This window comes from Bradyrhizobium sp. SZCCHNRI3043 (assembly GCF_032377735.1).
GTDB lineage: Bacteria > Pseudomonadota > Alphaproteobacteria > Rhizobiales > Xanthobacteraceae > Bradyrhizobium.
On the sequence record NZ_JAUHID010000004.1, the window covers coordinates 287,986 to 304,804 of the forward strand.

Consider the following 16,819-nt stretch of genomic DNA (forward strand, 5'->3'; position numbering starts at 1 on the left):
TTTCGTCTCGCGTGACGATGAGCGCATCGCAAAGATGCGCCGCAATATAAACGCGAGAGGAAAGCGCCATGGAAATCGGATATTTCACGATGCCCTCGCATCCGCCGGAGTGCGGATTGAAGGAGGGGCAGGAGTGGGACCTGCAGGTCCTGCGGTGGCTCGACGAGCTCGGCTATCAGGAAGCCTGGATCGGCGAGCATCACACCGCGCCCTGGGAGCCGCATCCGGCGCCCGACCTGATTCTGGCGCAGGCCTTCCGCGAAACCAAGAACATCCGGCTCGGGCCCGGCGGCTTCCTGCTGCCCTATCATCACCCGGCCGAGCTCGCCAATCGCGTCGCGATGCTCGATCACCTCTCCGACGGCCGCCTCAATTTCGGCATTGCCGCATCCGGCCTGCCGAGCGACTGGGCGATGTTCAACGTCGACGGCATGAGCGGCCAGAACCGCGAGATGACGCGCGAGGCTCTGGAGATCATCCTGAAGATGTGGTCCGAGGACGCGCCATGGACGTACAAGGGCAAGTACTGGACGGTGACCAAGCCCGACGTGATGTTCGACTTCCTCAAGCCGCACATCAAGCCGGTGCAGGCGCCGCATCCGCCGATCGGCGTCGCCGGCCTGTCGAAGAACTCCGACACGCTGAAGCTCGCCGGTGAGCGCGGCTTCATCCCGATGAGCCTCAACCTCAACCCCGCCTATGTGTCGTCGCACTGGGACTCGGTCGAGGCCGGCGCCGCCAAGTCCGGTCGCAAGCCCAGCCGCAGCGATTGGCGGCTGGTGCGCGAGGTGTTCGTCGCCGATACGGACGAGGAAGCCTGGCGCTTGTCCTCCGGCGACATGATGGGACGGATGATGGGCGAATACTTCCTGCCCCTGCTCGGTCATTTCGGCTTCAAGGACTATCTGAAGCACTCACCCGATGTGCCCGATTCCGACGTGACGGTGGATTATTGCGCCAAGCGCAACTGGATCGTCGGCTCGCCGGCCACGGTGACCGAGAAGATCGAGAAGATCTGGCATGAGGTCGGCGGCTTCGGCACGCTGTGCGTGTTCGGCTTCGACTACAAGCACAGGCCGGAAGCCTGGCACAACTCGCTGCGCCTCTTGAAGCAGGAGGTCATGCCGAGGTTGAGCCACCTCAATGCCGACCTGACCAGGGCCGCCTAGTATGTTGGCGCCAGCATTCGCCCTCCCTTTCGGGCAGTGCTGGCATCAAAAGAAATGTAGCTAAAATTTTCGCGCGAGTGCAGCTTCAGATTTGACGTTTGGGTGACGGTCTTGCCGTTAGGACGGTCCAGGCGTCGAATCCGCTGCATGCGCGTGGCGGGTCTGACATTTGGGGGCAGGTCATGCGGTTTCGCGTCAGGAAGTTTGCCCATATCCTCGAACGCTCGGGTTTGGCTCTGGCGGGGGCCGCCTGCGGCGTCTTCGTCGGGGCGCATGTCGGCTCCAGCGTTCCGTTGCTGACCACGCAGGGCTTCCTGATCGTGATGATGCTATCTGGGGCACTGGGCTTCTATCTCGGCATCGACACGCCGCAACTCCCTTTTCATCCGCATGACGAGGACTCACCTGCGGAGACGAAGATCGATACGGCCGAATTCCTGAGCGCCGTCGGGACCTTCCTTGCGACCCTGACGGCGTTCTTCGCCGTCGCCATCATCATCCTGCGCGAAGATCCGCACATCGTCTGGACGTCGCTGATCATGGTCGGCTGGATCATCGGCGTGATCATGCAGATCGTTTCCGGCGCGATCGCGCGTCTGCGGCGCTGATTTTCCCTGTTCAATTTTTGGGCTAACGCTGTCGCGAGTTTCATCTTGCGGCCGCGATTGCGATCGTGTGAGCCCTTGCATCAAGGGGCTCGACCTGTGAGCCGCGTCGTCCGGGGGCGCATTGCGCGACTGACACAGGTCCTGGCGACGTTTCCAAAGCGTTGCCCGCGGTCGTATTGGAGCCCGTTCTACGGCGCTGCGCGTGGACGATCCAACAGCCCATGCGCCCAGAGCAGGCATCACATCAGAAGCCGCATGGCGATATCGCGCACCTTGGCGCGCTTGATGCATCGCGGCCCGCAATGACATTTGGGAAGTTCATCATGTTGAAACGGGTGCTGCTGGGTGTAGTCATTGGCTGCGGACTGTCCGCGGCGCAAGCGGAGGAGCCGAAGGTCGGCGGCGTGGTCAATGCGGTGATTCAGCCCGAGCCGCCGGGCCTGATGCTGGCGATGGTCCAGAACGGCCCGACGCAGATGGTGTCCGGCAACATCTTCGAAGGCCTGCTGCGCTACAGCCCCAAGCTCGAACCGCTGCCCGGCCTCGCCGAGAGCTGGACCATCAGCCCGGATGCCAAGGTCTACACTTTCAAGCTGAAGGCCGGCGTGACCTGGCACGACGGCAAGCCGTTCACCTCGGCCGACGTGCTGTTCTCGATCGAGATGCTGAAGCAGGCGCATGCGCGCGCCCGCAACAACCTCGTGATGGTCGAGAAAGTCGAGGCGCCGGATGATCTCACGGTGGTGTTCACGCTGAAGGAGCCGTTCGGTCCCTTCATCGGCATCTTCGAGGTCGGCTCGATGCCGATGGTGCCGAAGCACCTGTATGAGGGCACCGACTACAAGACCAATCCGAACAACAACGCGCCTGTCGGCACCGGCCCCTTCATGTTCAAGGAATGGCAGAAGGGCTCCTTCATCCGGATGGTGAAAAATCCGAACTACCATGAGAAGGGCAAGCCTTATCTCGACGAGGTCTACTGGCAGATCATTCCCGACGCCGCCGCGCGCGCGGTCGCCTTCGAGACCGGCAAGGTGGACGTGCTGCCGGGCGGCTCGATCGAGAATTTCGACGTGCCGCGCGTCTCCAAGCTGCCCGGCGCCTGCGTCACCGGCGCCGGCTGGGAGTTCTTCTCGCCGCTGGCCTGGATGTGGCTCAACAACCGCAATCCGATCCTGGCCAACAAGAAGGTGCGTCAGGCGATCATGTACGCCATCGACCGCGACTTCGCCAAGGACGTGATCTGGAACGGCCTCGGCAAGGTGGCCACCGGCCCGTCGGCGTCGACCATCAAGTTCTACAGCGACGACGTGCCGAAATATCCGTATGACCCGGCCAAGGCGAAGGCGCTGCTCAAGGAGGCCGGCTACAAGGGCGAGAAGATCCGCATGCTGCCGCTGGCCTATGGCGAGACCTGGCAGCGCTGGGGCGAGGCGGTGAAGCAGAACCTGCAGGATGTCGGCATGAACATCGAGACGATCGCGACTGACGTCCCGGGCGGCAACCAGAAGATCATGGAGTGGGACTACGACATCGCCTTCACCTATCTCTATCAGTACGGCGACGCCGCGCTCGGCGTCTCCCGCAACTACATCACCTCGGCGATCGCCAAGGGCCAGCTGTTCAACAATGTGGAGGGCTATTCGAACCCGGAGGTCGACAAGCTGTTTGCAGAGGGCGCCACGGCGTCGACCGACGCCAAGCGCAAGGAGGCCTATGACAAGGTGCAGAAGATATTGGCTGAGGACGTGCCCGTGGCCTGGCTGCTCGAGCTGCAGTTCCCGACCATCACCAAGTGCAAGGTGAAGAACCTCATCACCACTGGCATCGGCGTCAACGACGGCTTTCGCGATGCCTGGCTCGACAAATAGCGACACTCCGGGGCGCGGCCATGATCCCCGCGCTCCGGTGTTTCACTGTCTTGCCGAGCTGACCTCCACGGACCTTTCATGCTCTCCTTCATCGCCCAGCGCGTCGTGAAAGGCGTCATCGTCCTTCTCGCCATCATCGTGCTGAATTTCTTCCTGATCCGGCTGGCGCCGGGCGATCCGGCCGTCGTCATTGCCGGTGAAGCCGGCGCCTCCGACCAGATTTTCGTGGCGCAGTTGCGCGAAAAATTCGGCCTCGACCGTCCGCTGCCGGAACAGCTCCTCATCTACGTCAAGGGCATCGCCAGCCTCGACCTCGGCTTCTCGTTCCGCCAGCAGGCGCCGGTCGCCAGGCTGATCGCCGAGCGGCTGCCGGCGACCCTGCTGCTGACGCTCACCGCGTTCGCGATCTCGCTCGGTCTCGGCATCCTGTTCGGCGCGCTCGCCGCGCGCTTCGCTGGCACGATCCTCGATACTGCAATTACCGTGCTCGCGCTGATCTTCTACGCGACGCCGCTGTTCTGGATCGCCCTGATCGCGATCCTGCTGTTCTCGGTCTGGGTCGATTGGTTGCCGAGCTTCGGCTATGAAACGGTCGGTGCCGGCTATACGGGAGTCCGCCACGCGCTCGACGTCGCCGCACATCTCGCCATGCCGGCTGCCACGCTCGGCCTGTTCTTCATGGCGACCTACACCCGCATGACCCGCGCTTCGATGCTCGAGGTCAAGCGGCTCGACTTCGTCAAGACCGCGCGCGCCAAGGGCCTGCGCGATGGCGTCATCCTGCGCCGCCACGTGCTGCGCAACGCGCTGCTGCCGGTGGTGACCCTCGCCGGCGTTCACGCCGGCACCCTGGTTGGCGGCGCGGTGCTGACCGAGACGGTCTTCGCCTGGCCGGGCATCGGACGGCTGATGTACGACGCGCTGATCCAGCGCGACTACAACCTGCTGCTCGGCGTGTTCGTGGTCTCCTCCGCCATGGTGCTGATCTTCAATCTCGTCACCGATCTCGTCTACCGACTGGTCGATCCGCGCATTGAGTACGCCTCATGAGGCAGTTCTGGCGCACCATGCTGCGCAGCCCGAGCGGCATCATCGGGCTGATCATTCTCGTTCTGGCGATCGTGATCGCGGTGGCCGGGCCGGTCTACTTCCCCAATTCACCATGGCGCATGGTGCAGCGGCCGTTCGTTCCGCCGTTCACGCTGTCGAAGGTCCCGCTCGGCACCGATGCGCTCGGACGCGACGTGCTCGCCGGCTTGATCTTCGGCGCCCGCGTCTCGTTGCTGGTCGGTCTCGTCTCGACACTCGTTGCGCTGATCGTCGGCGTGCCGCTCGGCGCCATCGCCGGGTATTTCGGCGGCCGCGTCGATGATGCGCTGATGCGCTTCACCGAGTTCTTCCAGACCATCCCGAGCTTCGCGCTCGCCATCGTGCTGGTCGCGATCCTGCAGCCGTCGATCTATTCGATCGTCGCCGCCATCGGCCTCGTCAGCTGGCCGCCGGTGGCGCGGCTGGTGCGTGGCGAGGTGCTGTCCTTGCGGACCCGCGAATATGTCCAGGCAGCCATCGTCACCGGACAGAGCAATGCCTGGATCATCTGGCGCGAGATCCTGCCCAACGCGCTGTCGCCGGTGATCGTGCTGGCCTCGCTGATGGTCGCGACCGCGATCCTCCTGGAATCCTCGCTGTCGTTCCTCGGCCTCGGCGATCCCAACCTGATCTCCTGGGGCTACATGGTCGGCGCCGGTCGCACCGTCATTCGTCAGGCGTGGTGGATCACGGTGTTTCCTGGCGTCGCGATCCTGCTGTCGGTGCTCGGCCTCAATCTGATCGGCGAGGGGCTGAACGATGCGCTCAACCCGCGCCTGTCGCGCGAGGGCAGGTGAGAAGATGGCCGATCCCGTCGTTGCCATCAGGAACCTCCGTATCGCCTTGCCGACGGGCGCAGAGCGCGCCCATGCGGTCGACGGCGTCTCGTTCGATCTCGCCGCCGGCAAAATCGTCTGCGTGGTCGGCGAATCCGGCTCGGGCAAGTCGATGTGCGCGCATGCGCTGCTCGGCCTGCTACCGGATACTGTCAGAGTCGAAAGCGGCGAGATCCGCTTCGAGGGACGCGACCTGCTTGCCGTCGATGCCGAAGGCTGGCGCGATCTGCGCGGCCGCCGCATCGCCATGGTGTTCCAGGAGCCGATGACCGCGCTCAATCCGCTGATGCGGATCGGCGAGCAACTGATGGAGGTGTTCGAAGCGCATGATCTGCTGAGCCCCCGGGAGCGCCGCGCCAAGGCGCTGGCGCTGGCGCGTGAGGTCGGGCTGCCAGATCCGGAGCGGATCATCCGCGCCTATCCGCATCAGCTCTCCGGCGGCCAGCGCCAGCGGGCGATGATCGCGATGGCACTCGCGCTCGAGCCGGCCGTGCTCGTCGCGGACGAGCCGACCACCGCGCTCGACGTCACGACCCAGGCGCAGATCCTCAAGCTGATCCGCAACCTGCAGGCCAGCCACAACATGGCGGTGATGTTCATCACCCATGATTTCGGCGTCGTCGCCGATATCGCCGACCAGGTCGTGGTGCTGCGTCATGGCAGGGTGGTGGAGGAGGGCACGGCCGCCGCCGTGCTCGGCCATCCGCAGCATGACTACACCAAGGCGCTGCTCGCCGCCGTGCCGTCGTTCGATCCGCCGCCACGGCAATCACGCGAGGATGCGCCTCGGGCGGTGGAGGTGATCGGCCTCGACAAGACATATGTGACGCCGACCGGCTGGTTCCGTCCGAAGCGCGAGACGCGCGCGGCGCATGCGGTCAATTTCGCAATCCACCAGGGCGAGACGCTCGGACTCGTCGGCGAGTCCGGCTCGGGGAAGTCATCCGTTGCGCGTCTGGTGATGCGGCTGATCGAGGCCGATCGCGGCACGGTGCGGATCGGCGATGTCGATCTCACGGCGCTGGACGGCCGCGCATTGCGCGCGCAGCGTCATCGCATCCAGATGATCTTCCAGGATCCGTTCGCCTCGCTCAACCCGCGCCGCAAGGTCGGCCGCATCATCGCCGACGGCATGGTCGCCCGCGGCACCGCGCTCGACGCAGCGCTGAAACGCGCGCAGGAATTGCTCGGCATGGTCGGGCTCGACGCCGGCGCCATCGGCCGCTACCCGCATGAATTCTCCGGCGGCCAGCGTCAGCGCATCGGCATTGCGCGCGCGCTCGCGCTCGATCCGGAGATCATCGTCGCGGATGAAGCGGTGTCGGCGCTCGACGTGTCCGTCCAGGCGCAGGTGCTGCGGCTGCTGGAAGATTTGAAGGCGCGCCTTGGTCTGTCGATGCTGTTCATCACGCATGACCTGCGGGTGGCCGCGCAGATCTGCGATCGGATCGCCGTCATGCAGAAGGGCGAGATCGTCGAGCTGAAGCCGACCGCGGCGCTGTTCGCCAATCCCGAACACGTCTATACGCGCGAGCTGCTCGCTGCCGTGCCCGGCCGCAAGCACGGGATGGCGTGATTGTGCGTAAGCCGTCGGCCGGTCGGAACGATGGAGCACCGGGTCGGGTTCAATTCCTTGCAACATCTTCGGCGTATTTGGATTATAATAGGAAGGGCCCCCGATGAGGCCGCAGGGTGGTCGTCCAAGCCGGTCCGCGCCAAGACAGCGGGCTCCGCCTACCCGAGGCCGTCATTGAACCGTGCCCATGCTATGCCAGTCTCGACAGGATGTCGCAGCGGCGTTCACCATTCCAACGAGGACTGTCATCATGTCGGAGCGCAAGCCAACGGCCGCCGTGCGCGAGGCTCACAAGGCCTTCAAGCCGGCCGAGCCGCCGAGGAGTGACTATGAAAAGGCTCAGACCGCGTTCGATCAGAACCGCGAGCGACTGAAGGCCGAGCGCCTGGCGCGCGAAGCGGCCGACAACGCCGGTAAACAACCGAAAAAGCTGGCGTGAACGCCAGCCTCTTTCCGTCGGGTCCGTCGTTTTCGGCGGACATGCCGTCGTTCGCTCAGCTGCGCGGCGTTGCAGAGGTGAGTGAATCCCGCGGCCGATCACGATCGGGGCGCGTCGAGGTCGTGGAGGGCAGCACGCCCGGCCGCGACGCAGGTACCTTCTTGACCGGCGCAGGCAGCAGGCCTTCGCGGATGGCCAGCTTGCGCGCGACTTTGCGTTGGCGCCTGATCGCATCGGATTTCTCGCGCGTCTTGCGTTCCGATGGCTTCTCATAGGATCTGCGGCGCTTCATCTCGCGGAATACGCCTTCGCGCTGCATCTTCCGCTTCAGGATGCGCAACGCCTTCTCGACGTCGTTGTCACGAACAAGAACCTGCAAAAGTGTCCTCCTTGTCTTCATCTCTATCGATGAAATTAGGTTGGCGAAGCCGATCAGCGCTGCGGCGGGGGAGCGGCGCGCTCAGCAGAGCGGCGTCAATGAAACGTGTTGCTCACAATGTGATGAGCACAATACGTGCGAGACACGATGATCCCCTTCGTCGGAAGGCGGGAGCACGAGTGTCTCTCAGCCATCGATGGCCAGGCCGTTACCGATGGTCCAGTGAAGATAAGGGCAATTTGCTGATATTGCCAGCGTGAGCCGACTCACGGTTCCGGCTCTCGGCAAACTATATTTGCCCCGTGGCCTTGTATTCCCCCAGAAAATCTCTACCTTGAGGTAGTTCGATTAGCCGCTGTGCCTTTCTGAATGTGCCTGTGGGCTATTTCCAAAAGTCATCGCTCAGTTGAATGAGGATCGCGTGATGGTCGCGCGATTAATGATTTGGAGATAGACATGCAGGGTACCGTCAAGTGGTTCAACGGCCAGAAGGGCTTTGGTTTCATTCAGCCGGAGGATGGCGGGAACGACGTGTTCGTTCACATCAGCGCGGTTGAACGCGCTGGTCTCGCTGGCTTGGCTGAAGGCCAGAAAGTCAGTTTTGAGGTCAAGACGGACAAGATGCGCGGTAAAACCAGCGCAGAAAATCTCGCGCTGGTCTGATCGTACTGATCTGACGTCTTGGGCCATTTCACGGATGTACTGAAATGGCTGGTTTGCCCGCTCGATCCTGTATTGAGCGGGCTTTCTGCGTCTCGACGGTAACCCGCATCTCCGGAAGGATCAGTCGATGGCCACCAAGAGGATGTCAGAACGCTCCCCCGAAAGCATTGCGCGGTCAGAGCGCCAGCGCGTCGCCGCCGAGGACGGGGCGAAGGCGCGCGCCGAATGGGACCAGCGCGCGATGGCGGTCCGCAAGAACATGGAGCGGCTGCGCGTGTTGCGGCTCGCCAAGGAAGCGGAAGCTGCGCAAGCGGGTCCTGTTGCTGCGCCTGCGCCGAAGCGGCGGAAGAAGGTCGCTCGCTAGGGCTGCTTCATCTCGCCTTCCGACGTCGGCTGCCCGGTGGAACTATCGGAACTTCAGATCCGTTGCTGGTGCTCGAACAAACGGGCGATCCATGCCTGATCATTACGCCTCAACCGCGTCCCGCGTACAGATCCGACCTTCGTACCGAGGAGGCTGACGTGGCCAAGTTGACAGCTACAGACGTTCGCATTGCAAAGGACGAGACGCAGCGTGGAGGCCAGACGATCGCATTTGCGCTTGCAATCGGCGCTACGCGGCAGGTCTGTCATCTCGAGACCTGCTTCGGCACACGCAATCAGGCGTTCGCTTATCTGCAGCGAAACCGCACGGCGTTCGAGCAGATGGCGCGCGAGCAGTTCGCCCGTGGCGAGGTGACCGACGGCGTCATCCATCTGCGCATGATCTGAGGCGATCCGCCACGCGCGAGCCTCCGAAGACGCTGCCCGACGCGCTACGCGCCGTTGCTGCTACTCCGCCTTCTGTTTGACCGGAAGCGGGACGCGCTCATAGGACGCGGGCAGATTGACGGGCCGGTAGTCCTGCGATTCCGCGATCCGCATCAGCACGCTCTCGTGGATGAACGCGCCCTCGGGAATGAAGCGCGGCTCGCAATTCGGAATGTAGAATCCGAAACGCGCCTTGCGCTCCGGCCATTCCTTGTACGTCGCGCTCTTCGGCAGCCATTCGAGCAGCCGCCAGGCCGGCCTCATCGAATCGTGCAGGGGGCCCTGGATGCTCGGCGCCACATAGGAGAACGGGCTGTTCTTGCGCTGCACGCCCCAGGCGAGCTGGTTCACCGTGCGCGGATTGACCGCCAGCCCCGCCTCGACCGCCTCGTCGATCATCCACAGCAGCGGATACTTCGAGACCGCCGATTGCGCCTCGGGATAACCGCCGCCGACGTCGCAATGTACGCCGGCGAACCACACCTGCTTGGCGTCCTGCGGTCCCGCATGCGCCTTGTTGAAGCGGTTCGGCGTGAAGGTCTGCGGCATGTTCCACGGCTTCAGCCGGAACATGCAGCGCCGTTCGTCGATCGCAGCGGCCTGCCGGAAAATCTTCACGCTCGGGTTCTCGATCGAGAAGGCGAGCTCCTCGAGGCTGGGGAGGGCGAGGAACCGGTCGGTGCGCGGCACGATGACGCTGGCCACCGTGTCCCACACGCCGACGAAATGGATCGTTGGCCAGCGTGTCGAGGTGATGCGCGCGAATTGCGCGGCCTGGTCGTCGCGGCTCTCGGGAATCGGCCCTTCCTCCTCGGTGCTCTCGACCTCGGTGGTGATGCCGCGTCCGGCCTTCGGATTGTCGGAGGAGTACTTCTTGTAGGCGATCACGCCCGAGCCGGCGAGATTGATCTGATCGGGCGAGATCAGCCCGACCTTGTGGATCAGTCCGGCAAGCACGCGCACGGTGTAGGCGCCGCGTGAGAAGCCGAACATGAAGATGCGGTCGCCTTGCTGGTAATGCGTGGCGAGGAAGCAGTAGGCCCTGATGATGTTGTCGTCGAGGCCGTACCCGGTGGCGAGCCCCAGCACCATGTTGAAATTGGCCCTGAAGCGATGCCAGCTGTCCGGCTGTGTCAGGGTGCCGACGCCGGGATCGTAGAACACGGCCTGGAGCGGCGTCGTCTTGTCGGTCTTGCGCAGGCAGCGATAGAGCTTGAGCACGTTCGAGATGTTTTCGCTGATCTCGTTGCCGGTGCCGTCGCAGCAGATGACAATATTCTTCATGACAAAGGAATGTCCGCGATAATGCTACCGCAACGAGTGTAGAGCATCGGGCTGGTGTTGGGGAGGTCGGTTCCTATGGCACTTCGTCTGGGTCGCTGTTGCGCGCCGCGCGACGGACATAGCGAAGTGATTGAATGGCGCCGCCGTACGAACGGATGGTCACTCGACGTGTCCGGTCGCCCCGCGCCGGCTGCCGTGTCCAGAGTTGTCGGCTGGTCACGGCATCCGCAAGCAAAACGGCCGGATCTCTCGATCCGGCCGTTTCGATATCTCGCTTCGCTCGAAGCCCCGCCTGTGACGCGTCCGGCTTCTGCATCAATCGTGGATTTCGGCTTGCTCTCTCAGCTCGCCTTGGCGACCGGGGCAGCGTCCGCCGCTTTCTTCTCGATGGCGCGCTTCAGCTCCAGCGCGCGCGGCGACAGCGCCGCAGCGTTAGCCTTGAGCAGATAGGCGTCGAGGCCGCCATTGTGGTCGACGCTCTTGAGCGCGTTGGTCGAGACGCGCAGGCGCACGTTGCGGCCGAGTACATCCGAGATAAAGGTCACGTTGCACAGGTTCGGCAGGAAGCGCCGCTTGGTCTTGATGTTGGAGTGGCTGACCTTGTGGCCAACCTGGGGGCCCTTGGCCGTCAGTTCACAGCGCCGCGACATGGCAGTAAATCCTCTCTCATCCCCGCACCCTTCGTCCGCCTGTGTCGGCGGGCCGCGGGGGTCCAAAACTCGTCCAGCTCGTCTCTGGGAGATGCGGTCCTATAGGGGGGATGCGGCTTTTCGTCAAGGTTTTGAGGGATGGGGCCGGTGGCCCCTTAGCCACGCGCCGAATCGCAGGGCTGCCTCGCTTCACGGCGGCGGTATTTGCACCCGCGGCACGGCGTCCGGCCATAGGCGTCCGCATGGCCGTTTTTCTCTGAAAGACGTCGTACAATCAACATCATAGCCGATCGCCGGAGACCACATAAAGGGCGTATTCGGGCGTGATGAGTGGACGTTCGCGCGATGGCGCGTCAAACCGGCCCGTCGAGCCCCGGCGGATTGCAGGGGCTCACGGGGAGTTGGGCCGCCCGATGCGGCTTCGCCGGAAGCGGAGCCGGACGTAAAGCGCTGGACAATCGGCCAGGATGTGACCGGTTCGCGTTGTTCAGGAGCGTTTTTGGCGTAAGTAACAGCAGTGGCGCGGCACAGGGGCCGGGGCCCGACAAGCGGATCGGCAGGACCATTTCGACGTGACCAACAGCACGGCCTTCTTCCGTTTCCGGCGCCTGGCGGTGGCCGGCTCCATCGCGGCGCTCCTGCTGCTGGCCCCCCACGGCGCCCGAGCACAGGCCCGGCTGGACGCCCAATATGAGGCTTCGCTGGCTGGCATCCCCGTCGGCAAGGGCACCTGGGCGGTCGAAATCGGGGATGATCAGTATGGCGCCGCAGCTCAGGGCGGCACCGCGGGCCTGCTCAAGAGCTTCTCCCAAGGATCGGGCACCGGGTCGGTGCAGGGACGCGTCGTCAACGGCGCTCTGGTCGGGCAGAGCTACCAGGCCTCGACCACCACGGGAAAGAAGTCCGAGCAGATCCGCATCAATCTGCAGAACGGCACCGTGAAGGATTTCGCCATCGAGCCGACGCCGCCGGTCGATCCCGACCGCATTCCGGTAACGGATGCCCACAAGCGCGGCGTGCTCGATCCGATGACGGCCTCGCTGGTGCGGGTGCCGGGCAATGGCGAGCTGCTGTCGCCGGACTCGTGCCGCGGCGCTGCGCCCGTGTTCGACGGCCGCATGCGCTACGAGCTCAAGCTCGACTACAAGCGCATGGAGAACGTCAAGGCGGACAAAGGCTATCGTGGTCCGGCGCTGGTCTGCGCGGTCTACTTCACGCCGGTCGCGGGTTACATCCCGGACCGGCCGGTGATCAAATATCTCGCCCAGGCCCGCAACATGGAGATCTTCTTCGTGCCGCTCGCGGGCACGCGCATCCTGGTGCCGTTCCGGGTCGTGATTCCGACCTCTTTCGGCAAGGCGATGCTCGAGGCGACCTCCTTCATCACCCAGGCCTCGCCGCACGTCGCGAAAACGCAGTAGCGCGCGGCGGAATCCTCGTTGTCCGGCCGGCGCCGTCATTGCGAGGCCGCCCGGAAAGCCAGCACGTGTGATCCGGCGCGCGGCCTGAACGACGGCTCGCGTGAATCCGTTTGACTCTTCGCCGATTCTGATTCGACTCGGGCCTGCTCGAAACAGCGCCAGTTCCCTCGCGAAAGCGTTGCTTGTCGAGACTGTGAAAACTTGATCTAGTGCTGCCTTGATCGCGCGGCGCGAGATGTTGCGGTGAACGAAGCCGGAAAGGCGCTGGAGTCAGCGATTCGGGCGTGATTCGTTCTCAAGGCGTTCCGAAGCTTAAGCTGCGTCCCTATATGCGTAGCAATGTGACACAGGTGTGAGGATCGCAGCCTCTCAGAACGACGATAATTCCAGCATCCATCGCGCCTGACCCGCGCGCCTGCAACGCCGGCCTCGAGACCCAATTTAACGAATGGCTTTTTCGTCTTCTTCGGCAGCCTCGCCTTTCGAGCGCGCGTCCGACCGTGCTCCCGGAAGCGGCGTCACCGCCGTGCTCGGCCCCACCAACACCGGCAAGACGCATCTGGCGATCGAGCGCATGCTCGCGCATTCCTCCGGCATCATCGGACTGCCGCTGCGGCTGCTCGCGCGCGAGGTCTACAACAAGATCGCTGATCGCGTCGGCAGCGAGGCCGTTGCGCTGATCACCGGCGAGGAGAAGATCAAGCCGAAGAACCCGCGCTACTGGGTGTCGACCGTCGAGGCGATGCCCAGGGATCTCGACGTGTCGTTCCTCGCCGTCGACGAGATCCAGATCGCCGCCGATCTCGAGCGCGGCCACGTCTTCACCGACCGCATCCTCAACCGGCGGGGCCGCGACGAGACGCTGCTGCTCGGGGCTGCGACGATGCGCCCCATCATCGAGCGGCTGCTGCCGGGCGTATCGACCGTGACGCGGCCGCGGCTGTCGCAGCTCGAATTCGCCGGCGACCGCAAGATCACGCGACAGCCGCGCCGGACTGCCATCGTGGCCTTCTCGGCCGACGAGGTCTACGCCATCGCCGAGCTGATCCGCCGCCAGCATGGCGGCGCCGCCGTGGTCCTGGGATCGCTGTCGCCGCGAACCCGCAACGCGCAGGTGGCGATGTTCCAGAACGGCGACGTCGACTATCTCGTCGCCACCGACGCGATCGGCATGGGGCTCAACCTCGACGTCGACCACGTCGCCTTCGCGTCCGACCGCAAATATGACGGCTATCAGTTCCGCCGGCTCACGCCGTCGGAGTTTGCCCAGATCGCGGGCCGTGCCGGACGGGCGACGCGCAACGGCACGTTCGGCACCACCGGGCGTTGTGCGCCGTTCGAGCCCGAGCTGGTCAATGCGCTCCAGAACCACACCTTCGATACCGTGAAGGTGCTGCAATGGCGGAACTCCAGGCTTGATTTCGCGTCCTTGAGCGCGCTTCAGGTCTCATTGGCGATCGCGCCGGGGCATGAGGCGCTGACGCGCGCGCCGATCGCGGAGGATCTGCGCGTGCTCGATCATGCCGCGCGCGACGCCGAGGTGCGCGACATGGCGCATGGCGCGGCCGCGGTCGAGCGTCTCTGGGAAACCTGCCAGATCCCCGATTATCGCAGGCTGTCGCCGGCCGCCCATGCGGAGCTGGTGACCACCGTGTTCGGCTTCCTGATGCAGAAGGGGCGTATTCCGGACGCCTGGTACGCCGCACAGGTCGATCAGGCCGACCGCGTCGATGGCGACATCGACACGCTGTCGGGGCGGATTGCACAGATTCGTACCTGGACCTTCGTGGCCAACCGGCCAGACTGGCTGCGCGACCCTGATTATTGGCAGGGGATTACCCGCGAGCTCGAAAATAAATTGTCAGACGCCCTTCATGAACGGCTCACGGAGCGTTTCGTTGATCGTCGTACCAGTGTATTGATGCGGCGCCTGCGGGAGAACAGTGTTTTGAATACGGAAATCGGCAAGACCGGCGAAGTGATCGTTGAAGGGCACGCGATCGGCCGTCTGGATGGATTCACCTTCGCGCCCGACGCCGCCGAAGCCGGCTCGGAGGCCAAGGCCTTGCAGGCTGCTGCCCAGAAGGCGCTGGCCGGCGAGATCGAGGCGCGCGCCGAGAAGCTGTCCAGCGCGCCCGACGAGCACATCGTGCTCACCGCCGACGGCACGGTGCGCTGGACCGGCGACGCGGTCGCGAAGCTGGTCGCGGCCGACGACGCTCTGCATCCGCGCCTTCGCATCATCGCCGACGAGCGGCTGACGGGTGCTGCGCGCGACAAGGTGCAGGCGCGGCTCGATCTCTGGCTGAAGACGCATATCGAGAAGCTGCTCGGCCCGCTGTTCGAATTGTCCAAGGCCGAGGACATCACCGGTATCGGCCGCGGCATCGCGTTCCAACTGGTGGAGGCGCTCGGCGTCATCGAGCGCGCCAAGATCGCGGCCGAGATGAAGGATCTCGACCAGCCGTCGCGCGCCACGTTGCGCAAATATGGCGTGCGCTTCGGCGCCTATCACATCTACGTCCCGGCGCTGCTCAAGCCGGCGGCGCGCGCGCTCGCTGCGCTGCTGTGGGCCGAGAAGCAGGGCAATGTCGACATGTCCGCGCTGACCGGCGCGCAGCATCTGGCGAGCTCGGGCCGTACCTCGTTCCCGGTCGACAAGGCACTGCCGCGCGATGCCTATCGCGTGCTCGGCTACAAGCAGGCGGGCGAGCGCGCGGTGCGCGTCGACATCCTGGAGCGGCTGGCCGACCTGATTCGTCCCGCCCTGGCCTGGCGCGACAATGCACCGGGCGAAAAGCCCGCCGGCGCCTTCGACGGCCGCGGCTTCGTGGTGACGCAGGCGATGACCTCGCTCACCGGCTCGGCCGGCGAGGACTTCGCCTCGATCCTGCGTGCGCTCGGCTATCGCATGGAGAAGCGTCCGCCCCTGCCGCCCAAGCCGATTGAGAAGCCCGTCGAGGCTGCTGCTGCCGAGGCTGCTGCTGTGGAAACCGCTCCGGCTGAGCCGGCAGAAGCGCAGGCCGTGCCGGGCGAGGACCTCGCGCCTGTCGCCGGCGAGCCGGCCGACGAGCAGGTTCCTACCGTCGCGGAGGCCGCCGTCGCTCCGGTGACCGAGCAGACCGTCGCCGTGCCCGCGGCGGTCGGCGAGGAGCAGGCGGAAACCGCGTCGGTGTCGGCCCTGGCATCGCTGCCGACCGTCGATTTCGTCACGCCGGATGCGGCGGACGAGGCGTCCGTGGCCGAGACGGCTGCCGAAAGCGTCGTCGCCGAGGCGGAAGCCGCCGTTGCTGCGGATGCGCCGCAGCCAGAAGCCGCTGAGGCCGTCGCGCACGAGGCAGCAAGCATCGGCGATGCTTCGGCTGAAGCTGCCGGGACTGAAGCTGCTGCTGGATCTACCGCGACCGCGGCTTCTCCCGCCGAGGCTCCCGCGGCTGCCGCCGAGCCCGTCCTGGTCGAGGTCTGGCGGCCGGGCGGGCGCTCGGAGGAGCGCAGGCCGCGCCACGACCATCATCATCGCGGCCGGCCCAACCGTCCGCAGCACGAGCGCGGGCAGGGTGCCGGCGGCGGGCAGGCGCCTGCCGGGACGGCTCCGGCCGAGGGCGGCGAGGCGCGCGAGCGCCATCACCGCGGCCAGGGCCGACGCGACCGGATGAAGGAGTTCGGCAAGGACTTCCGCAAGGGCCCGCCGGAGGCTGGTGCGGCTCCAGCCGAGGGTGCATCAGCGCCGGCGCGCGAGGAGCGCGGGCCGCGCCGCGACCATGACGCCAAGGGGCGCGACCAGAACCGCGATCGCAACAAGGGCGGCAAGTTCGGTGGTGAGGGACGCGGCGGCCGCGACTTCGGCAAGGGCGGTCGCGACAAGCGCGACAGCGGTCCGGCGCTGCGGCCCTACGCCTCGAGTGGCGGCGGAGGCCGGGATCGCGACCGTCCGGTCGATCCCAACTCGCCGTTTGCCAAGCTTGCCGCGCTCAAGGAGCAGCTCGCGGCGAACAACCGCAAGGATTGAGCGGCAAGATCGGTT

At 65.1% G+C, this 16,819-nt stretch carries 15 protein-coding genes; 12 read left to right on the forward strand and 3 right to left on the reverse strand.

Translation table 11 applies throughout. The annotated features are described in order from the left end of the window. Positions 1–68: 68 nt before the first annotated feature. The 7 genes from QX124_RS12365 (at position 69) to QX124_RS12395 (ending at position 7,588) form a co-directional block, all read left to right on the forward strand. Entirely contained in the window at positions 69–1,169 is a 1,101-nt protein-coding gene (locus QX124_RS12365) for an LLM class flavin-dependent oxidoreductase (protein WP_315775680.1), read from the forward strand. Positions 1,170–1,351: 182 nt separating this feature from the next. Next, positions 1,352–1,777, forward strand: a complete 426-nt coding sequence (locus QX124_RS12370) for a hypothetical protein (protein ID WP_315735167.1) — start codon at positions 1,352–1,354, stop codon at positions 1,775–1,777. Between the two features lie 323 nt (positions 1,778–2,100). Continuing rightward, positions 2,101–3,648 (forward strand): ABC transporter substrate-binding protein, encoded by a 1,548-nt coding sequence (locus QX124_RS12375; RefSeq protein ID WP_315797299.1) that lies wholly within the window; start codon positions 2,101–2,103, stop codon positions 3,646–3,648. A gap of 78 nt (positions 3,649–3,726) precedes the next feature. Then, on the forward strand, positions 3,727–4,698 hold the full coding sequence (locus QX124_RS12380) for an ABC transporter permease (RefSeq protein ID WP_315797300.1): 972 nt from the start codon (positions 3,727–3,729) through the stop codon (positions 4,696–4,698). Further along, positions 4,695–5,534 (forward strand): ABC transporter permease, encoded by an 840-nt coding sequence (locus QX124_RS12385; RefSeq protein WP_315773198.1) that lies wholly within the window; start codon positions 4,695–4,697, stop codon positions 5,532–5,534. Before QX124_RS12380 ends, QX124_RS12385 begins: the two co-directional genes overlap by 4 nt. 4 nt (positions 5,535–5,538) lie before the next feature. Then, a complete protein-coding gene (locus tag QX124_RS12390; RefSeq protein WP_315797301.1) occupies positions 5,539–7,149 on the forward strand; it encodes an ABC transporter ATP-binding protein in 1,611 nt (536 codons plus the stop codon). Between the two features lie 250 nt (positions 7,150–7,399). Further along, positions 7,400–7,588, forward strand: coding sequence for a hypothetical protein (locus tag QX124_RS12395; RefSeq protein WP_315735157.1), 189 nt, complete (start codon positions 7,400–7,402; stop codon positions 7,586–7,588). A 55-nt stretch (positions 7,589–7,643) separates the two neighbouring features. On the opposite strand, the gene rpsU is transcribed toward QX124_RS12395, so the two are convergent. Next, positions 7,644–7,967: a 30S ribosomal protein S21 gene (gene rpsU / locus QX124_RS12400; protein ID WP_315773200.1), complete on the reverse strand. Its 324-nt coding sequence runs from the start codon at positions 7,965–7,967 to the stop codon at positions 7,644–7,646. A gap of 456 nt (positions 7,968–8,423) precedes the next feature. Between rpsU and QX124_RS12405 the strand changes: the two genes are divergently transcribed. The 3 genes from QX124_RS12405 to QX124_RS12415 all read left to right on the forward strand — a co-directional run bounded on the left by QX124_RS12405 (position 8,424) and on the right by QX124_RS12415 (position 9,401). Beyond that, positions 8,424–8,630: a cold-shock protein gene (locus QX124_RS12405; RefSeq protein WP_315735153.1), complete on the forward strand. Its 207-nt coding sequence runs from the start codon at positions 8,424–8,426 to the stop codon at positions 8,628–8,630. Between the two features lie 127 nt (positions 8,631–8,757). Further along, positions 8,758–8,994 carry a transcriptional regulator gene (locus QX124_RS12410; RefSeq protein WP_315735151.1) on the forward strand — a complete coding sequence of 79 codons (237 nt, stop codon included), beginning with the start codon at positions 8,758–8,760 and terminating at the stop codon, positions 8,992–8,994. 62 nt (positions 8,995–9,056) lie between these two features. Further along, positions 9,057–9,401, forward strand: a complete 345-nt coding sequence (locus QX124_RS12415) for a hypothetical protein (RefSeq protein ID WP_315756922.1) — start codon at positions 9,057–9,059, stop codon at positions 9,399–9,401. 60 nt (positions 9,402–9,461) lie between these two features. Here the strand turns inward: QX124_RS12415 and QX124_RS12420 are convergent, their stop codons facing one another. Then, positions 9,462–10,724: a DUF2235 domain-containing protein gene (locus QX124_RS12420; RefSeq protein WP_315735148.1), complete on the reverse strand. Its 1,263-nt coding sequence runs from the start codon at positions 10,722–10,724 to the stop codon at positions 9,462–9,464. Positions 10,725–11,065: 341 nt separating this feature from the next. Then, positions 11,066–11,374 carry a 50S ribosomal protein L28 gene (gene rpmB, locus QX124_RS12425; protein ID WP_315735146.1) on the reverse strand — a complete coding sequence of 103 codons (309 nt, stop codon included), beginning with the start codon at positions 11,372–11,374 and terminating at the stop codon, positions 11,066–11,068. A gap of 641 nt (positions 11,375–12,015) precedes the next feature. Between rpmB and QX124_RS12430 the strand changes: the two genes are divergently transcribed. Together QX124_RS12430 and QX124_RS12435 are read left to right on the forward strand one after the other, a co-directional pair. Further along, positions 12,016–12,795, forward strand: coding sequence for a DUF3108 domain-containing protein (locus QX124_RS12430; protein ID WP_315756949.1), 780 nt, complete (start codon positions 12,016–12,018; stop codon positions 12,793–12,795). A 448-nt stretch (positions 12,796–13,243) separates the two neighbouring features. Further along, positions 13,244–16,804 carry a helicase-related protein gene (locus tag QX124_RS12435; protein WP_315797302.1) on the forward strand — a complete coding sequence of 1,187 codons (3,561 nt, stop codon included), beginning with the start codon at positions 13,244–13,246 and terminating at the stop codon, positions 16,802–16,804. The last annotated feature ends 15 nt before the right edge of the window (positions 16,805–16,819 follow it).

Excerpts from the sequence above, each read along its gene's own strand:
- QX124_RS12365 (WP_315775680.1), top strand. The coding sequence starts at position 69 with ATGGAAATCGGATATTTCACGATGCCCTCGCATCCGCCGGAGTGCGGA.
- QX124_RS12370 (WP_315735167.1), top strand. The coding sequence starts at position 1,352 with ATGCGGTTTCGCGTCAGGAAGTTTGCCCATATCCTCGAACGCTCGGGT.
- QX124_RS12375 (WP_315797299.1), top strand. The coding sequence starts at position 2,101 with ATGTTGAAACGGGTGCTGCTGGGTGTAGTCATTGGCTGCGGACTGTCC.
- QX124_RS12380 (WP_315797300.1), top strand. The coding sequence starts at position 3,727 with ATGCTCTCCTTCATCGCCCAGCGCGTCGTGAAAGGCGTCATCGTCCTT.
- QX124_RS12385 (WP_315773198.1), top strand. The coding sequence starts at position 4,695 with ATGAGGCAGTTCTGGCGCACCATGCTGCGCAGCCCGAGCGGCATCATC.
- QX124_RS12390 (WP_315797301.1), top strand. The coding sequence starts at position 5,539 with ATGGCCGATCCCGTCGTTGCCATCAGGAACCTCCGTATCGCCTTGCCG.
- QX124_RS12395 (WP_315735157.1), top strand. The coding sequence starts at position 7,400 with ATGTCGGAGCGCAAGCCAACGGCCGCCGTGCGCGAGGCTCACAAGGCC.
- QX124_RS12405 (WP_315735153.1), top strand. The coding sequence starts at position 8,424 with ATGCAGGGTACCGTCAAGTGGTTCAACGGCCAGAAGGGCTTTGGTTTC.
- QX124_RS12410 (WP_315735151.1), top strand. The coding sequence starts at position 8,758 with ATGGCCACCAAGAGGATGTCAGAACGCTCCCCCGAAAGCATTGCGCGG.
- QX124_RS12420 (WP_315735148.1), bottom strand. The coding sequence starts at position 10,724 with ATGAAGAATATTGTCATCTGCTGCGACGGCACCGGCAACGAGATCAGC.
- rpmB (WP_315735146.1), bottom strand. The coding sequence starts at position 11,374 with ATGTCGCGGCGCTGTGAACTGACGGCCAAGGGCCCCCAGGTTGGCCAC.
- QX124_RS12435 (WP_315797302.1), top strand. The coding sequence starts at position 13,244 with ATGGCTTTTTCGTCTTCTTCGGCAGCCTCGCCTTTCGAGCGCGCGTCC.